We start from the raw sequence: 15,043 nt of genomic DNA, 5'->3' as shown, positions 1-15,043 counted from the left end.
GCGTCATGCCACCTTCCCCCGTCTGGGGGAAGGCTTTCGACACGGCGGCACCTTGAAGGCTTCCCCCGGTCGGGGGAAGCTGTCAGCGTCAGCTGACTGATGAGGGCGCGGGATAGCTGCCTGTTTACGGTTAAGGAGCTTATTATGGCAGAACAACTCTGGAAGGGTCGGTTTTCCAAGGCAGTGGACAGCCGCGTCAACGACTTCAACTCCTCCATCCGCTTCGACCAGCGGATGATCGCGCAGGATATGCGCGGCAGCGGCGTCCACGCCGCCATGCTGGCACGGCAGGGCATCATCTCGGAGCAGGACTGCACGGATATCCTCAGCGGTCTGGCTTCCATCGCGGACGATCTGTCCAGCGGTGCGCTGACCATCGACCCCGCCGCCGAGGACGTGCACACCTTTGTGGAACAGACCCTGACCGCCCGTATCGGGGATGCGGGCAAGCGGCTGCACACCGGCCGCAGCCGCAACGATCAGGTGGCGCTGGATATCCGCCTGACTCTGCGGGATTACAGCAAAACTTTGCAGGCCTACATCGTGGAGCTGGTGCGGGTGCTGTGCAAAAAGGCAGCGGAGAACACCGCCGCCGTCATGCCCGGCTACACCCATTTGCAGCGTGCCCAGCCCATCACCTTCGGCCACGCGCTGATGGCCTACGCTTCCATGCTGCTGCGCGACCTTGACCGTTTTGCGGACGCCACCGCCCGCATGGACAGCCAGTGCCCGCTGGGCTCTGGCGCACTGGCGGGCACCACCTACCCGCTGGACCGGGATTTCACCGCCGAAAAGCTTGGCTTCGCCGCCCCCTGTGCCAACAGTCTGGACGGCGTGTCTGACCGTGATTTCTGCATCGAGCTTGCAAGCGCCATCTCCATCTGCATGATGCATCTGTCCCGCCTTTCGGAGGAGATCATCCTGTGGTGCAGCTGGGAGTTCAAGTTCATTGAGCTGGACGATGCCTTTACCACCGGCTCGTCCATCATGCCCCAGAAGAAGAACCCCGACGTTACCGAGCTGATCCGCGGCAAGACCGGCCGGGTGTACGGCGACCTGAACACCCTGCTGGTGATGATGAAGGGCCTGCCGCTGGCCTACAACAAGGATATGCAGGAGGACAAGGAAGCCATCTTTGATGCAGTGGATACCTTGGAACTCTGCCTCAAGACCATCACCCCCATGCTGGATACCATGAAGACTCTGCCCGCCAATATGCGCCGCGCCGCCGCAAAGGGCTTTATCAACGCCACCGACTGCGCCGACTACCTGACCAAGAAGGGGATGCCCTTCCGGGATGCCTACAAGCTGACCGGCTGCATGGTGTCGGACTGCATTGCCGCCGACAAAACGCTGGAGGAGCTGACCCTGACCCAGTTCCAGAGTTACAGCCCGCTGTTCGGGGCCGATATCTATGATGCCATCGACCTTGTGCACTGCTGCGAGGGACGCACCAGCTACGGCGGCCCCAGCGCCGCCAGCGTAGAAAAGCAGATCGCGCTGGCAACGGCGCGGCTGGACGCATGGGAGGAGGAAAACGCATGAAGGTAAAGGTATTTATTGATGGCTCTTCCGGCACCACCGGCCTGCGCATCGCCGACCGTCTGGCCGAACGGTCGGAGATCGAGCTGCTGTCCATCTCTGCCGAAGGGCGCAAGGACGTGCACGAGCGGGCAAAGGTCATCAATTCTGCCGACCTTGCCTTCCTCTGCCTGCCGGATGCGGCTTCTAAAGAAGTCATGCCCCTGCTGCGCCCGGATGTGAAGGTGCTGGACACCTCCACCGCCTTCCGCACCGACGCCGCATGGGACTACGGTTTCCCGGAGCTGAAGGGACAGAAGGAAAAAATTCAGAACTCTTACCGCGTGGCAGTGCCCGGCTGCTATGCCAGCGGCTTTATCAGCATTGCCCGCCCGCTGGTGGAGCTGGGACTAGTGCCGCAAAGCTACCCCTTCAGCTGCACCGGCATCTCCGGCTACTCCGGCGGCGGTAAAAAGATGATCGCGGACTACGAAAGCCCCGACCGCCCGGCGCACAGCAAGCTGGATGCGCCCAAGAGCTACGGCCTGAGCCTTGGCCACAAGCACCTGCCGGAGATGCAGAAGATCAGCGGCCTTGCGCACAAGCCGATGTTCGTGCCGGTGGTGTGCGACTACTACTGCGGCATGCAGGTGCTGGTGCCGCTGGATCTTGGCCTTGCGGGCACTACCGCCGAGGCCGTGGCTGCCGCCCTTGCGGATTACTACAAGGACGCCGCCACCGTCAAGGTGCACGGCCTGAACGAGCCGCTGCCGGAAAACGGCCTGTACTCCAATGCCATGGCGGGCACTGACCGCATGGAGCTGTACCTGACCGTGAACGCCGCGGGAGACCAGATGATGCTGGTCTCGCTGTTTGATAATCTGGGCAAAGGCTCTTCCGGTGCCGCCGTCCAGTGCATGAACCTGATGCTGGGTCTGGAAGAGACTAAAGGGTTGGAATAAACTTGTTTTTCTTTGTGGGAAAGGAAAATCGTTATGCAGTATAAGGAAGTTGCGGGCGGCATCTGCGCGCCCAAGGGCTTTGCCGCCGCCGGTGTCCATTGCGGCATCCGGGCAAATCACAGCGAAAAATACGATCTGGCACTCATCAAGGCCGAGGTGCGCTGCGCTGCTGCGGGCGTGTACACCACCAACAAGGTCTGCGGTGCGCCCATCAAGGTGGACCGCGCCCATCTGGCGGATGGCTATGCACAGGCCATTGTGGTAAACAGCGGCAACGCCAACACCTGCGCCGCCAACGGCGTGGCGCTGGCTGAGGAGTGCTGTGCACTGGTGGGCAAGGCGCTGAATATTGATGAAAAGGATGTTCTGCCCGCCTCTACCGGCGTCATCGGTCAGCCCATGGTCATCGATCCCTTTGCCCGGGGCATCCCGGCGGCAGCGGAAAAGCTGGCTGCCACCGCGCAGGGCAGCACGGACGCTGCCACCGCCATCATGACCACTGACACCCATAAAAAGGAGTACGCCATTCAGTTCGAGTTGGGCGGCAAGGTGTGCACCGTGGGTGCCATCGGCAAGGGCAGCGGCATGATCGCCCCCAACATGGCCACCATGCTGGCGTTCTACACCACCGATGCCGCCGTCTCGCCCGCGCTGCTGGAAAAGGCGCTCAAGACCGTTGTGCCCGGTACCTATAACCAGATGAGCGTGGATCTGGATACCTCCACCAACGATACCCTGATCATCATGGCGTCCGGTCTGGCGGGCAACCCGGAGATCTGCGAAGAAAACGCGGACTACGCCGCTTTTGTGGCAGCGCTGACCGCCATTGCAGAGCACATGTGCGCCGAGCACGCCGGAGACGGCGAGGGTGCCACCCACCTGATCACCTGCGAGGTGACCCATGCACCCGACCTCAAGACCGCCCGCGCCGTCAGCCGCAGCGTGGTCTGCTCCAACCTGTTCAAGGCGGCGGTCTTTGGCCGCGATGCCAACTGGGGACGCATCCTGTGCGCCATTGGCTATACGCCCGGCGATTTCTCCATTGATAAGGTCTGCGTCTGGCTTTCCAGCAAGGCGGGCGAGGTGTATGTGTGCGAGAACGCCGCTTACCATCCGTACAGCGAGGACGAAGCCGCCAAGGTGCTGGCTGAGCACGATATTCTGGTCAAGGTGGATATGGGCACCGGCGAGGCAAGCGCCAAGGCATGGGGCTGCGACCTGACCTACGACTATGTGAAGATCAACGGCGATTACAGAACCTGACAACCCTCTCAGGCGCTGCGCGCCAGCTCCCCCGAAGGGGGAGCCAAGAACGCTAACGGCAAGGAGCAACGGAGAGTATATGAAAAACGAAGAAATGGCGCGGCTTTTTTCGGAGGCCACCCCTTATATCCAGAAGTACCATGGCAGGACCATGGTCATCAAGTACGGCGGCAACGCCATGATCAACGAGAGCTTGAAAAACGCCGTGATGAACGACCTTGTCACCCTGACGCTGCTGGGCGTGCGGGTGGTGCTGGTGCACGGCGGCGGGCCTGCCATCAACGAGATGCTGAAAAAGGTGGGCGTGGAGAGCCGCTTCGCCAACGGTCTGCGGGTGACGGACGATGCCACCATGGAGATCGTGCAGCAGGTGCTGGCCGGTAAGGTGAACAAAGACCTTGTGGCAAAGCTGCGCGGGCGCGGCGTGGGTCTGTGCGGCATGGACGGACAGATGCTCCGCTGCACCGAGCTGGACCCGCAGCTGGGTCATGTGGGCGAGATCGTCCATGTGGACGCGACCCTGATCGAAAGCCTGCTGGACGGCGGCTTTATTCCGGTGATCGCCACCGTGGGCATGGACGACCTCGGGCAGGCGTACAACGTCAACGCGGACACCGCCGCGGCCCAGATCGCCATTGCCCTCAAGGCCGAAAAGCTGGTGTCCATGACCGATATCGCGGGTCTGCTGCGGGATAAGGAGGACGAGACCACCCTCATCCCCGAGGTGGAGGTGACCGAGATCGAGGGCTACAAGTCCGCCGGCATCATTGCGGGCGGCATGATCCCCAAGATCGGCGGCATGGCAGATGCCATCTATCAGGGCGTGCACGAGGCGGTCATCATCGATGGCCGTGTGCCGCACTCCATCCTGCTGGAACTGTTCTCCGACCGCGGCTCCGGTACCCGCTTTTACCGCCGCAGCCACCGCGAATAAAAAGATTGCGCAAGCGAAAAAGCAGTATTATAATAGAAAAAACGCTCCCTCCGGGGGAGCAGCGCATGCGCGGAACTTCTATTCACAGGAGGTACACCTATGGATTCTGAAAAAGTCATCAAGCGGGACAACGAGTACGTCCTGCACACCTATAACCGCAACCCCGTTGTGCTGGAAAAAGGCCACGGGCTGTACGCCGAGGGCCCGGAGGGACAGAAGTATCTGGACTTCACCAGCGGCATCGGGGTGAACAGCCTTGGCTACTGCGACCTTGCATGGGCAGAGGCCGTGTCCCAGCAGGCACACAAATTGCAGCACACCTCCAACCTCTACTACACCGCACCCTGCGGCAAGCTGGCGAAAAAGCTGTGCAAGCGCACCGGTATGAGTAAGGTGTTCTTCGGCAACTCCGGTGCCGAAGCCAACGAGGGCGCCATCAAGGCCGCCCGCAAGTACAGCGTAGACCATTACGGCAAGGACCGCTATAACGTCATCACGCTGGTCAACAGCTTCCATGGCCGCACCCTTGCCACCCTGACCGCCACCGGGCAGGAGGTGTTCCACAACTACTTCGGCCCCTTCAACGAGGGCTTCCAGTACGTCCCGGCGGGGGATATTGAAGCGCTGCGGGAGCTGGTGGACCGTCACACCTGCGCCGTGATGATGGAACTGATTCAGGGCGAGGGCGGCGTGATGGCGCTGGACCCGGACTATGTACAGGCTGTGCGCGCTTTGTGCGACGAAAAAGACCTTGTGCTCATCGTGGACGAGGTGCAGACCGGCGTAGGCCGCACCGGCACCTTCCTGTGCTGTGAGCACTATAACCTTAAGCCGGACATCGTAACCCTTGCCAAGGGGCTGGGCGGCGGCCTGCCCATCGGCGCGGTGCTGATGAATGAAAAGGTAGCCGAGGGCATGGGCCCCGGCACCCACGGCTCCACCTTTGGCGGCAACCCGGTGGTCTGCGCCGGTGCAAATGTGGTGGTGGACCGTCTGGACCAGAGCTTCCTTGCACAGGTCAGCGAGCGCGCCGTACAGCTGCGCACCGGTCTGGCAAAGCTGCCTCACGTCAAGAACATTTCCGGCATCGGCCTGATGGTGGGCATCGAATTCTTTGATGTACAGGCTGCGGATGTGCTGGCTGCCTGCCGCGAAAAGGGCTTGCTGGTGCTTACCGCCAAGACCCGGCTGCGTCTGCTGCCGCCGCTGACCGTCTCCGAGCACGAAGTAGACATGGCGCTGGAGGTGCTGGCCGAGGTGCTGGGCACGATGGAGCCGACAGCTCCGAAGGAGCAGGCATGAAAAATCTGCTGAAAATGGGCGACCTTTCCCCCGCCGAGCTGACCCACATTCTGGATGTGGCAGACCAGCTGAAAGCGGACTGCAAGGCGGGCCGCACCGAGCCGCTGCTGGCGGGCAAAAGCGTGGCGCTGCTGTTCTCTAAGGCGTCCACCCGCACCCGCACCAGCTTTGAGGTGGGCGTGTACCAGATGGGCGGTCTTGGCAACTACATAAACACCGCCGAATTGCAGGCCGGGCGCGGCGAGCCTTTGCGGGACACCGCCCGGGTGCTGGGGCGCTACTACGACTGCGCCGTCTGGCGCACCTACCGCCAGCGGGACTTGGAGGAACTGGCCGAGCTTTCCGGCATTCCGGTGATCAACGGCCTGACCGACTACGCCCACCCCTGTCAGGTGCTGGCAGACCTGATGACCATCCGGGAGCGCCGGGGCACGCTGGCAGGGCTGAAGCTCTGCTTTGTGGGCGACGGCAGCAACATGGCAAACAGTCTGATTGTGGGCGGCCTTTTGGCAGGGATGCAGGTATCCTGCGTCTGTCCTCCGGGCTACCGCCCGGCAGCGGATGTGCTGATGTTTGCCCGCAAATACGGCAATGCCTTCCACCTGACCACCGACCCCGCCGAAGGTCTGCGGGATGCGGACATCGTAGCTACCGCCGCATGGAACACCACCGCCCCCGGCACTGCCGAGAGCGAGCAGCGTCTGCGGGATTTTGTGGGCTTCCAGCTCACCGGCCGTCTGCTGGAAAACGCAAAGCCCAACGCGCTGGTGCTGCACTGTCTGCCCGCCCACCGGGGCGAGGAGATCTCCACCGCCCTGTTCGAGCAGCACGCGGACGAGATCTTTGACGAAGCGGAGAACCGCCTCCACGTCCAGAAAGCCGTGCTGGCGGTGCTGCTGGCGGGCAAGTAAAATGCAATGACCCATACAGGGGACTGCCGCACAGCGCTGTGCGGCAGTCCCTTTTTTGCGCCCCGAAAGGGTGCGCAAGGGCTTTTTTAGGGCTTTTCGGGGCGATTCGATGCATTTCAGGGGCCATTCACGCAGAAATGCACCACTTTTGCCGCCGTTCGTGGTATACTACAAGCACAGAGCAGTGCTCTGTTTAATATGCCATTCCCATAATTCCTATAGAGCAGAAAACCGTCCGGTAACCGCAAACCGGGCGGTTTTCTGTTTTTTGCGGGTGCGTCCGGCGCGCCGGGTCGTTTCAGCGCATTTGCGGGGCGATTCGTGCCCAAAACCGTCCAAAGCGGGCAAAACGTGGTACACTGGGTACAACAAAAAACGCCCGGCTTGGAAGGGCGCTTAAAAAGGAGAGGATCTTATGCAAAAACGGCTCATCAGCATGGTTCTGGCGCTGAGCATGGCACTGACCGCAATGCCGCTGCCCGCCCTTGCCCAGAGCGCCCCGCCCGACACCGCCAGCGCCGCCGCACTGGCAGAGGAAAACGACGATGTCACCGATATCTTTCCAGATGACTGGTCTGGCAAGCCCGCCGGCGACCCCTTCGGCGGCGGCAAAGGCAGCTGGTCCTACGATGAGACCAGCAATACGCTCACCCTGAAAGACGGCACCTTCCGGCTCCACCATTATAGTTACAGCAGCTCCAATAATTACAGCAAATTGAACGTGAAGATCGAGCCCAATGCCACCCTGCAGGAGGCGCGGATCGGCTCGGAATACCATAACGGCTATACCGTGACCAACGCGGGCACCATCTCCGGCGGCACCTTCTACGGCAAGGTGATCTGTGAAGCCGGGGCTGTCATCAGCGACGGCACCTTTAAAGGAAATGCCATTGTTAATGCTGCGGGCGGCGAGGTCACCATTGAAGATGGCACCTTTGAAGAGGGGAGTTATACCAGCGGCGTGACCGTTAAAGCAGCGGGTACCCTTACCATCAACGGCGGCACCTTTAAGGGCAAGCGCACCTGCTCCGTGGATATCGACAATTGTGAAAAGATCGTCATCAACGGCGGCAGCTTTGAAAGCTCGCTCACGGATCTTAAAAGGACAACGGAAATCATCATCAATGGCGGTCTGTTCAACGACAAGCTGTATGTTGCAGAAGATAAATGTACCGTCAACGGCGGTCTGTTCACCACTGAAGATGACCCGCTGCCCGAGGGCGCAGCCGTCAACGGCGGCTACTTTGTGACAGACCGCGATGGCCTTGCAGCCATCGATGCAGCCAGTGCTCCGGTGTACGCCCCTGTCGCAGTGGCAGCGGACGGCACGGTGAACGAGTGGTCGGCAGATGCTTATAGTACTCTCTATGTCGCTCCCAATACCAGTGTCACCCTGAAGCCCACCTGCAAGCTGGAAAGTGTTTTCAGCGGCGACGACAAGCTGAGCTATAAAGCCAAGGACGGCGCGGTCAGCTTTACTGTGGGCACGGAAGCTGTCCAGCTCAACAGTGTCACTTTGGAAGAACTGGTCATTGAAAAGAACGGCTTCCCCAAGGGTACGGACGGCGGCGTCTACGGTGCCAAGGGCAACGGCTGGTCCTTTGAACCGAACCACAAGCACGCAGAACTGTTTACAAACGATGTCCCCACCCTGACCATCGAGAAGGACGCTGTGCTGGACTTCGACAAGGTGACAAATAAGGCCGGTACAGTAAAATTTGCGGTTGAAAACTACGGCACCTTCAGCGGTATGCTGAACTCCACCCGGTATGTGTACAATAGGGAGGGCGGCGTCATCACGGATGCCAAGCTGAACAGCGCGCAGAGCCTTTACAATGACGGCCTTGTGAAGGACTCGGTGCTGTGCTTTAGATACATCGGCAACGGTTGGCGCGACCCGGCGCAGCCCGCTACCATCCGCAACTCTGCGCTGGATATCACCGGCTGGCTGCTGGCCAACATGGCTTCCAATAGGGCTGTACTGGACGGCTGCTATAACAGCGCCGGTTACACCGGCACTGCCGTGATCCAAAACGGCGGCACGGTCAAAAACAGTAAGAGCACCCTGAAGCTGCCAGTGGAAAATACGGCCGGCTATGACGGCAACGCAGAGCCCTACCAGCCCATCATTGACGGCGGCGAGTGCACCGTTGTCTATAATGAGGGCGGCATTATTCAGAATAACCCCATCATCCACGCGCTGGTGGCAAAGGATACCAAAGACCTGAATGGCGCTGCGGATTACTACACCCTGAACTACACTGCACCGGAAGATGCCGAGTACGCTAAAAAATACATCAACGGCATCAATGGCATGATGGAGGGTATTTGGGACGCAAAAACCTCCACCCTCTACGTTGACACCGATCAGGATACCATCTCGGTCATCACCCACGCGCCCATCAAGAGCGTGAACGGCGTAGCTTATAGCGGCTCTAAGCGCTATGATACAGAGCGCTACACCAGCACCATCGACCTGAGCAAGTATAACATCCCGCAGACCCATATCCTCAATCTGAGCGCCACCGGCGAGGGCACGGCAGAGCTGCCGCCGGCAGACCCCGCAGACTTTGCCTTTGTCCTGCCCAACGACCTGACCTATGACGGCAACCCCAAGAGGGTGGAAGTGGACGTGAAGGACAGCGCCACCAAGAAATACGGCGATGTTACCGTGACCTACAAGCAGAATGGTGTAGCGCTGAGCGGCGCTCCCGTTGAGCCGGGCACTTACACCTTTACCGCGAATGTAGCAGCTACCGCCACCTGCGCGGGCGGTGATGTGACCCCGAAGTATAACACGTTTACCATCCAGAAGGCTGCACTGACCCCCGCAGACTTTACCGTGACAGAGCCCACTGACCTGACCTATAACGGCAGCGCCAAGGAAGTAACCGTTAAGAACACCAGTGATAAGGACTACGGCGAGATCACCGTGACCTACAAGCAGAATGGTGAAGCACTGAACGGTGCTCCTACTGAACCGGGCGAATACAGCTATACCGTCACCGCCGCAGGCAGCGCACGGTATGTGGGCGGCACTGTTAAAACAGGCTCGTTCCGCATTACAAAAACAGGCACGATCGACCCTGAACCGGAAAAGACCTATCAGCTTACCGTTGCCGGTGCGGACATCACCCTGCCCGAGGATGCAGACGCAAGCGCCCTGAAAGCAGGACAGCTGGTCAGCCTGACCGCTTACCCGGACACCGACACCGTGCACTTTGCCCAGTGGATAGTGAGCGGCGCTGACGGCGCACTGAGCCCGGCAGACCTGATAGATGCCGCAGGCGAACCGCTGACAGAGGATGCCTTTAAGCAGCGCACCCTGACCTTCAGAATGCCCGCAAAGAGCCTGACGATCACCGCCGAGACCACCACGGTGGAGCAGCCAGAGCAGCCGCCGGAGGAGGACAGCACCGAGTACAGCCCGCTGCAAACGGTGGGCATTCTGGCCGGTACAACGGCAATGTTTGCTGGCTGCGCAGTGATCGGTTACGAGTTCGTTACCGGCAGCATCCTTGTAGACCTGCTGCCCAAGGGCACGGCCATCCCGAGCACCCGGGAGCAGCTGGCAGTGCTGCTGTGGAGCACCGCAGGCAAACCTGAACCCGCTGCACCCGCTGTTTACAGCGATGTAGCCGAGCCTGACACCGCCAAGGCAGCCCGCTGGGCTGTGGAGGCCGGGCTGCTGCCCGACATGGGCGAGGGCGTCTTTACGCCCGGCAAGCATGTGACCAAAGTACAGGTCATCCGTGCTTGGAGCCAGCTGAAAAAGCTGGGTCTGGCGAAATAACCATTGCCATCTCCTGATCGATCCTTTCCAATAAGCGCAGCAAGGCCGTCCGGCGAATGCCGGACGGCCTTGCTGTGTTGTGTAGGAGGGGATTCCCCGCAGCGCCGCCGCTTCCGCAGGAAGCAGGCGCTGTAAATGCCGTTTGCCATTACGACCCCACCCGTGAAAATGGGATAGCGGAGCGTCCGCAGACGCTCCGCTATCCCGAAAATTAAAATAATTCTTCCGCTGAATATGCCCAAAGCGCAGCGGAGGGCATTTCAAATCGTCTCCACCCCGGGACACCCGGCGGCGCGCCATGCGGCGCACAGCACCTCTTTTTCCGGCTTGGAGAGCTTTTTCAGGGCGGCTTCCCGGCGCAGGGCGGCGCGTTTGTCCGCGCAGCGCTCTAGATAGGCAAAGCCCACCGCGCCGTGGGCGCGGGTGTAGCGGGCACCTTTGCCGCTCTGGTGCGCTTTCAGCCGGGCGGCGGGGTGGTTCGTCCAACCGGTGTACAGCTGCCCGCCGGTGCAGCGCACCATGTAGACGTAGGCGGCGTCAGGCAAGGCGTCCATTGTTTTTCAGCACCTGACGGCAGGCGGCAAGGGCGGTCTCCTTGTCCTTGGCGGTGATGAGAAAACGGCTGGCGTGGCAGAAGCTGATGCCCGGGATGCCGCTCTTCTGCTCGATGACCTCCTGCGGCTGTCCCGCCCAGGACTGGGGGAAGGGCAGCTTGGACTTTTTGGTCTTGTGGTCGGTGACGCACTGGGCGCTCCACCCGCCGCGCTGGCTGGGGTACACCACAAACAGGGCGTCGGTCTTGTACAGGCCGTTTTTCCACGGCAGATAGCAGGGCAGCACCACGATGCCGTCGCGGGAGCTGCGGTAGGCCTGCTGTACTTTTTCGTCCGCGCGGTTCACGGCGTTGGCGCTGTCGATCTGGTTTTCCAGGATCTGCTTTGCCACAGCCACCGCCTTGAAAAAGCAGCTGTCCTGATCCTCCTTGGAGTCCCACACCGGGTTGAAAAAGCCAATGGCATCGCACAGGCTGTTCTGCTCGCCGGTGTTGTCGTTCAGGTCCAGCGGCTGGATGAAGTTTTCGTCAATGAGCCGCGCCTGCCGCTCGCCCACAAGGCCGGGACCAAGCACCCGCCACAGCAGACCAAAGGCTGCGTAGGGCACGCCGTTTGCGCGGTACTCCCGGGGCTCCTGATGGTGGTCGAACATCCCAAAGCCGATATCGTACACGATGCCCTCAAAATCGTCAGGCACGGTAAAGCCGCGGGTGATCTTGATATCCGGGCGCAGAATTTGCAATAGCGCCGTAGCAAACACGTCATCGGCATGGAACTTGCCGGCGTGGGTAAAACCGTTTGCGGGAATTTTCATGGATTTGATACCTCTTCTTTACTTTCAGATACACCTTGGTTTTGTCTGGTATCAGTATAGCACAATCCCGCCCGTGGGACAACAAAAAGGAACGGCAGCGCCGCCGTTCCTTTTGCGCGGGACGATTTGGAATGCGCTCCGCTGCGCTCTGCGCATCAATAGCGGAAGAATTATTTTTATTTCGGGATAGCGGAGCGTCTGCGGACGCTCCACTATCCCATTTTCACGAGAGGGGACGCAGCGGAAAACTGCATTTAATATTCTTTCTCTGTGAAAAAGGGGTTCAGGAAAGTCCGCAGACTTTCCTGAACCCCGAAATTAAAAAGATATCTTCCTCTGAATATGCGCAGAGCAACGCGGAGCGCATTTTCAATCATTTGGCATTTGCGTTACAGCGCCGAGTAGCCGAAGCTGTTCACCAGCGCGTCAATGTGCTGCCCGGCCTTGCACAGGGGGCAGTCGCGGGAGTCGAAGCTGGCGTAATCCGGCAGGCTGGTGGGGTCAAAGATGGAGGTGACCGGGTAGCCAAGGCACTCGTGGGTGGTGGCAAAAATCGCCGAAAGTCCGGCCACGATGCCGCCGTAGTAGTTTACGGCTTCCACGGCTGCCTGAATGGTGTAGCCGGTGGTGATGGATGCCGCCAGAATGAGGACGTGCTTGCCCTTGACCATGGGAGCAAGATTGTCCCGCAGAATGATCTGGCTGCCGGAGGTGTATTCCGGCGTGACGATGTAGATGGTCTTGTGGGCGTTCATATTGGTAAAGCCGTCCTTGGTCAGCTCGTTGGCAAGGCAGGTGCCAATGACCTGTGTGCCGTCCAAGCAGAGCACGGTATCCACGATGGTGCTGTGCTGGTAAGCGTTGACCAGCTCCTTTGCCACGGCCTTGGCCTCGGAAAGGCGGGTCTTTTGGGTGGTTACGTCGATGTAATAGTTGATGTGGCTGTGACTGGTGGCAAAATGTCCCTTGGCCACCCGCAGGAACAGTTCGCTTTTGCTGGTGGGAAGCTTGACCATGTTGATCATTGTACAGCACTCCTTTTTTCACCGGGCGCAGCTGCGCCGCAAAATACAAAACAGCGCGGCGACCCATTTTGATCGCAGCGCTTATTTTTCTTCTCTGCTTCTTTATTGTACTGAAAAATGCCGCTGTGCACAAGACACAAACTTGACGAAAAACCTTGCTTTTTTACAGACATATCGCCGAAAACTTGGATGCAAAGGCCGCTGCCGCCCGGAATGCCGCACCGCAAAGGGGGCACAGCGGCAAGACCAGTACTGCGGCAGGGGAGGAACACGCTTTTTTGCGCAACACGGAAAATTTTGCAAAAAGGGACTGGTATTTTTGCGGGTTTTGAGTATAATATAAGAGAAAGTTCAAATTTGAAGTAAAAGGAGAATCACTTCCATGGCACAGGCAAAACAGGACATGGGCTCCGGCAGCGTAAAAAAGCTGATGCTACAGCTCATGATCCCGGCGGTCGTTGCACAGGTGGTCAACCTGCTGTATAACATCGTGGACCGCATTTACATCGGACATATCGCCGGCATCGGCGCGGCAGCGCTGACCGGCGTGGGACTGTTCACCCCCATCCTTATGCTGCTGAACGCATTCGCCATGCTGGTGGGCGCGGGCGGCGCACCCCGCACCGCCATTGCGCTGGGACAGGGCGACAAGGAGCAGGCGGAGAAGATCATCTCCAACAGCTTTACCATGCTGCTGCTCTTCTCGGTGGTGCTGACCGTAGTGTTCTACGCCGGAGCACCCACCCTGCTGCGGCTCTTTGGCGCCAGTGACGCCACCCTGCCCTATGCGCTGGTGTACAGCCGCATCTACATTCTGGGCTCGGTGTTCGTGCTGCTGGTGCTGGGCATGAACCCCTTCATCACCACGCAGGGCTTTGCCAAGACCAGTATGCTTACCACCGTCATCGGTGCGGTCATCAACATTATTCTCGACCCCATCCTGATCTTTGGTCTGGGGCTGGGCGTGCGGGGCGCTGCCATTGCCACCGTGCTCAGTCAGGCTGTGGGCGCGGTGTGGATCCTGCACTTCCTCACCGGCAAAAAGACCATCCTGCGCCTGCGCAAGGACTATATGCGCCCGGAAAAGAAGGTCATCCTGCCGGTGATGGCGCTGGGCATCTCCACCTTTGTGATGATGTCCACTGAGAGCCTGCTGTCCATCAGTTTCAGCTCCAGTCTGGCGCGGTACGGCGGCGATGTGGCTGTGGGTGCCATGACCGTCATCACCAGCGCTTCCCAGCTGTGCACCCTGCCCATTCAGGGTATCTGTCAGGGCGGTCAGCCGGTGATGAGCTTCAATTTCGGCGCGGGCAAAAAGCTCCGCGTCAAAGAGGCGTTCCGCTTCCAGCTGACTCTGTGCAGCTGCTACACCTGCCTGTTCTGGCTGCTCATGATGCTGGCGCCGGGGGCTGTGGCGGGCATCTTCACCTCGGATACGGCGCTGATCGACTACACCACATGGTCCATGCGCATCTACATGGCAGGTATCTTTGCCATGGGCTTCCAGATCGCCTGCCAGCAGAGCTTTATGGCGCTGGGTCAGGCCAAGGTCAGCTTGCTGCTGGCCTGTCTGCGCAAGATCATTTTGCTGATCCCGCTCATCTTCATTCTGCCGCACCTGCTGCCGGACCCGGTGTTCGGCGTCTTTCTGGCAGAGCCGGTCAGCGATATTCTGGCGGCTACCATTACCACCATCACCTTCTTCTCCCGCTTCAACGGTATTCTGGAGCGTGGCGCTGCAAAGGTATAACGCATACGATTGGAATGCGCTCCGCTGCGCTCTGCGCATAATCAGCGGAAAAACTATTTTTAATAGAACAATGCCGGAGCGTCTGCGGACGCTCCGGCATTGTATTTTCACGGGTGGGGTCGTGAAGGAAAACGGCATTTGCAGCGCCGCTTTCTGCGAAAGCGCGGCGCTGCGGGCGAGCGCTTGCTCCCCCTCGGGGGAGCTGTCGCGCAGC

12 protein-coding genes are annotated in these 15,043 nt (G+C 59.9%); 9 read left to right on the top strand and 3 right to left on the bottom strand.

The genetic code is table 11. The features are described 5' to 3' along the window. Nucleotides 1-144 precede the first annotated feature (144 nt). The 7 genes from argH (at nt 145) to WMO44_RS13335 (ending at nt 10,686) form a co-directional block, all read left to right on the top strand. Nucleotides 145-1,545: an argininosuccinate lyase gene (gene argH / locus WMO44_RS13365; protein WP_349152886.1), complete on the top strand. Its 1,401-nt coding sequence runs from the start codon at nt 145-147 to the stop codon at nt 1,543-1,545. Beyond that, nucleotides 1,542-2,483 (top strand): N-acetyl-gamma-glutamyl-phosphate reductase, encoded by a 942-nt coding sequence (gene argC, locus WMO44_RS13360; protein ID WP_349152885.1) that lies wholly within the window; start codon nt 1,542-1,544, stop codon nt 2,481-2,483. The genes argH and argC overlap by 4 nt, the downstream gene beginning before the upstream one ends. A gap of 33 nt (nt 2,484-2,516) precedes the next feature. Then, nucleotides 2,517-3,746, top strand: coding sequence for a bifunctional glutamate N-acetyltransferase/amino-acid acetyltransferase ArgJ (gene argJ, locus WMO44_RS13355; protein WP_349151292.1), 1,230 nt, complete (start codon nt 2,517-2,519; stop codon nt 3,744-3,746). A 79-nt stretch (nt 3,747-3,825) separates the two neighbouring features. Further along, nucleotides 3,826-4,680, top strand: coding sequence for an acetylglutamate kinase (gene argB, locus WMO44_RS13350; RefSeq protein ID WP_349152884.1), 855 nt, complete (start codon nt 3,826-3,828; stop codon nt 4,678-4,680). Nucleotides 4,681-4,779: 99 nt separating this feature from the next. After that, nucleotides 4,780-5,982, top strand: coding sequence for an aspartate aminotransferase family protein (locus WMO44_RS13345; protein ID WP_055186683.1), 1,203 nt, complete (start codon nt 4,780-4,782; stop codon nt 5,980-5,982). Beyond that, entirely contained in the window at nt 5,979-6,893 is a 915-nt protein-coding gene (argF, locus tag WMO44_RS13340; RefSeq protein WP_349152883.1) for an ornithine carbamoyltransferase, read from the top strand. The genes WMO44_RS13345 and argF overlap by 4 nt, the downstream gene beginning before the upstream one ends. A 415-nt stretch (nt 6,894-7,308) precedes the next feature. Next, the gene (locus tag WMO44_RS13335) at nt 7,309-10,686 is read left to right on the top strand and encodes a hypothetical protein (RefSeq protein ID WP_349152882.1); all 3,378 of its coding nucleotides are present in this window, start codon (nt 7,309-7,311) and stop codon (nt 10,684-10,686) included. Nucleotides 10,687-10,946: 260 nt separating this feature from the next. Here the strand turns inward: WMO44_RS13335 and WMO44_RS13330 are convergent, their stop codons facing one another. From WMO44_RS13330 to WMO44_RS13320, 3 genes are all read right to left on the bottom strand, one after another. Then, a complete protein-coding gene (locus tag WMO44_RS13330) occupies nt 10,947-11,240 on the bottom strand; it encodes a GIY-YIG nuclease family protein (protein WP_249252919.1) in 294 nt (97 codons plus the stop codon). After that, on the bottom strand, nt 11,224-12,054 hold the full coding sequence (locus WMO44_RS13325) for an MYG1 family protein (protein ID WP_349152881.1): 831 nt from the start codon (nt 12,052-12,054) through the stop codon (nt 11,224-11,226). Before WMO44_RS13325 ends, WMO44_RS13330 begins: the two co-directional genes overlap by 17 nt. Nucleotides 12,055-12,443: 389 nt before the next feature. After that, nucleotides 12,444-13,079, bottom strand: coding sequence for a phosphoribosyltransferase (locus WMO44_RS13320; protein WP_097785752.1), 636 nt, complete (start codon nt 13,077-13,079; stop codon nt 12,444-12,446). On the opposite strand from WMO44_RS13320, the gene WMO44_RS13315 reads away from it, so the two are divergent. Continuing rightward, the gene (locus tag WMO44_RS13315; RefSeq protein WP_349152880.1) at nt 13,069-13,422 is read left to right on the top strand and encodes a hypothetical protein; all 354 of its coding nucleotides are present in this window, start codon (nt 13,069-13,071) and stop codon (nt 13,420-13,422) included. The genes WMO44_RS13320 and WMO44_RS13315 overlap by 11 nt on opposite strands. A 39-nt stretch (nt 13,423-13,461) precedes the next feature. Next, entirely contained in the window at nt 13,462-14,829 is a 1,368-nt protein-coding gene (locus WMO44_RS13310; protein WP_349152879.1) for an MATE family efflux transporter, read from the top strand. Nucleotides 14,830-15,043 lie beyond the last annotated feature (214 nt).

It is taken from the genome of Faecalibacterium tardum, assembly GCF_040096515.1.
In the GTDB taxonomy this organism is placed as follows: Bacteria; Bacillota; Clostridia; order Oscillospirales; family Ruminococcaceae; genus Faecalibacterium; species Faecalibacterium tardum.
Note: the sequence above shows the minus strand (reverse complement) of the source record. Positions and strands in the feature narration are given on the sequence as shown.

Coding starts and splice junctions, on each gene's coding strand:
- WMO44_RS13335 (WP_349152882.1), top strand. CDS start 7,309: ATGCAAAAACGGCTCATCAGCATGGTTCTGGCGCTGAGCATGGCACTG.
- WMO44_RS13330 (WP_249252919.1), bottom strand. CDS start 11,240: ATGGACGCCTTGCCTGACGCCGCCTACGTCTACATGGTGCGCTGCACC.
- argF (WP_349152883.1), top strand. CDS start 5,979: ATGAAAAATCTGCTGAAAATGGGCGACCTTTCCCCCGCCGAGCTGACC.
- WMO44_RS13325 (WP_349152881.1), bottom strand. CDS start 12,054: ATGAAAATTCCCGCAAACGGTTTTACCCACGCCGGCAAGTTCCATGCC.
- WMO44_RS13345 (WP_055186683.1), top strand. CDS start 4,780: ATGGATTCTGAAAAAGTCATCAAGCGGGACAACGAGTACGTCCTGCAC.
- argC (WP_349152885.1), top strand. CDS start 1,542: ATGAAGGTAAAGGTATTTATTGATGGCTCTTCCGGCACCACCGGCCTG.
- WMO44_RS13320 (WP_097785752.1), bottom strand. CDS start 13,079: ATGATCAACATGGTCAAGCTTCCCACCAGCAAAAGCGAACTGTTCCTG.
- WMO44_RS13310 (WP_349152879.1), top strand. CDS start 13,462: ATGGCACAGGCAAAACAGGACATGGGCTCCGGCAGCGTAAAAAAGCTG.
- argB (WP_349152884.1), top strand. CDS start 3,826: ATGAAAAACGAAGAAATGGCGCGGCTTTTTTCGGAGGCCACCCCTTAT.
- argH (WP_349152886.1), top strand. CDS start 145: ATGGCAGAACAACTCTGGAAGGGTCGGTTTTCCAAGGCAGTGGACAGC.
- WMO44_RS13315 (WP_349152880.1), top strand. CDS start 13,069: ATGTTGATCATTGTACAGCACTCCTTTTTTCACCGGGCGCAGCTGCGC.
- argJ (WP_349151292.1), top strand. CDS start 2,517: ATGCAGTATAAGGAAGTTGCGGGCGGCATCTGCGCGCCCAAGGGCTTT.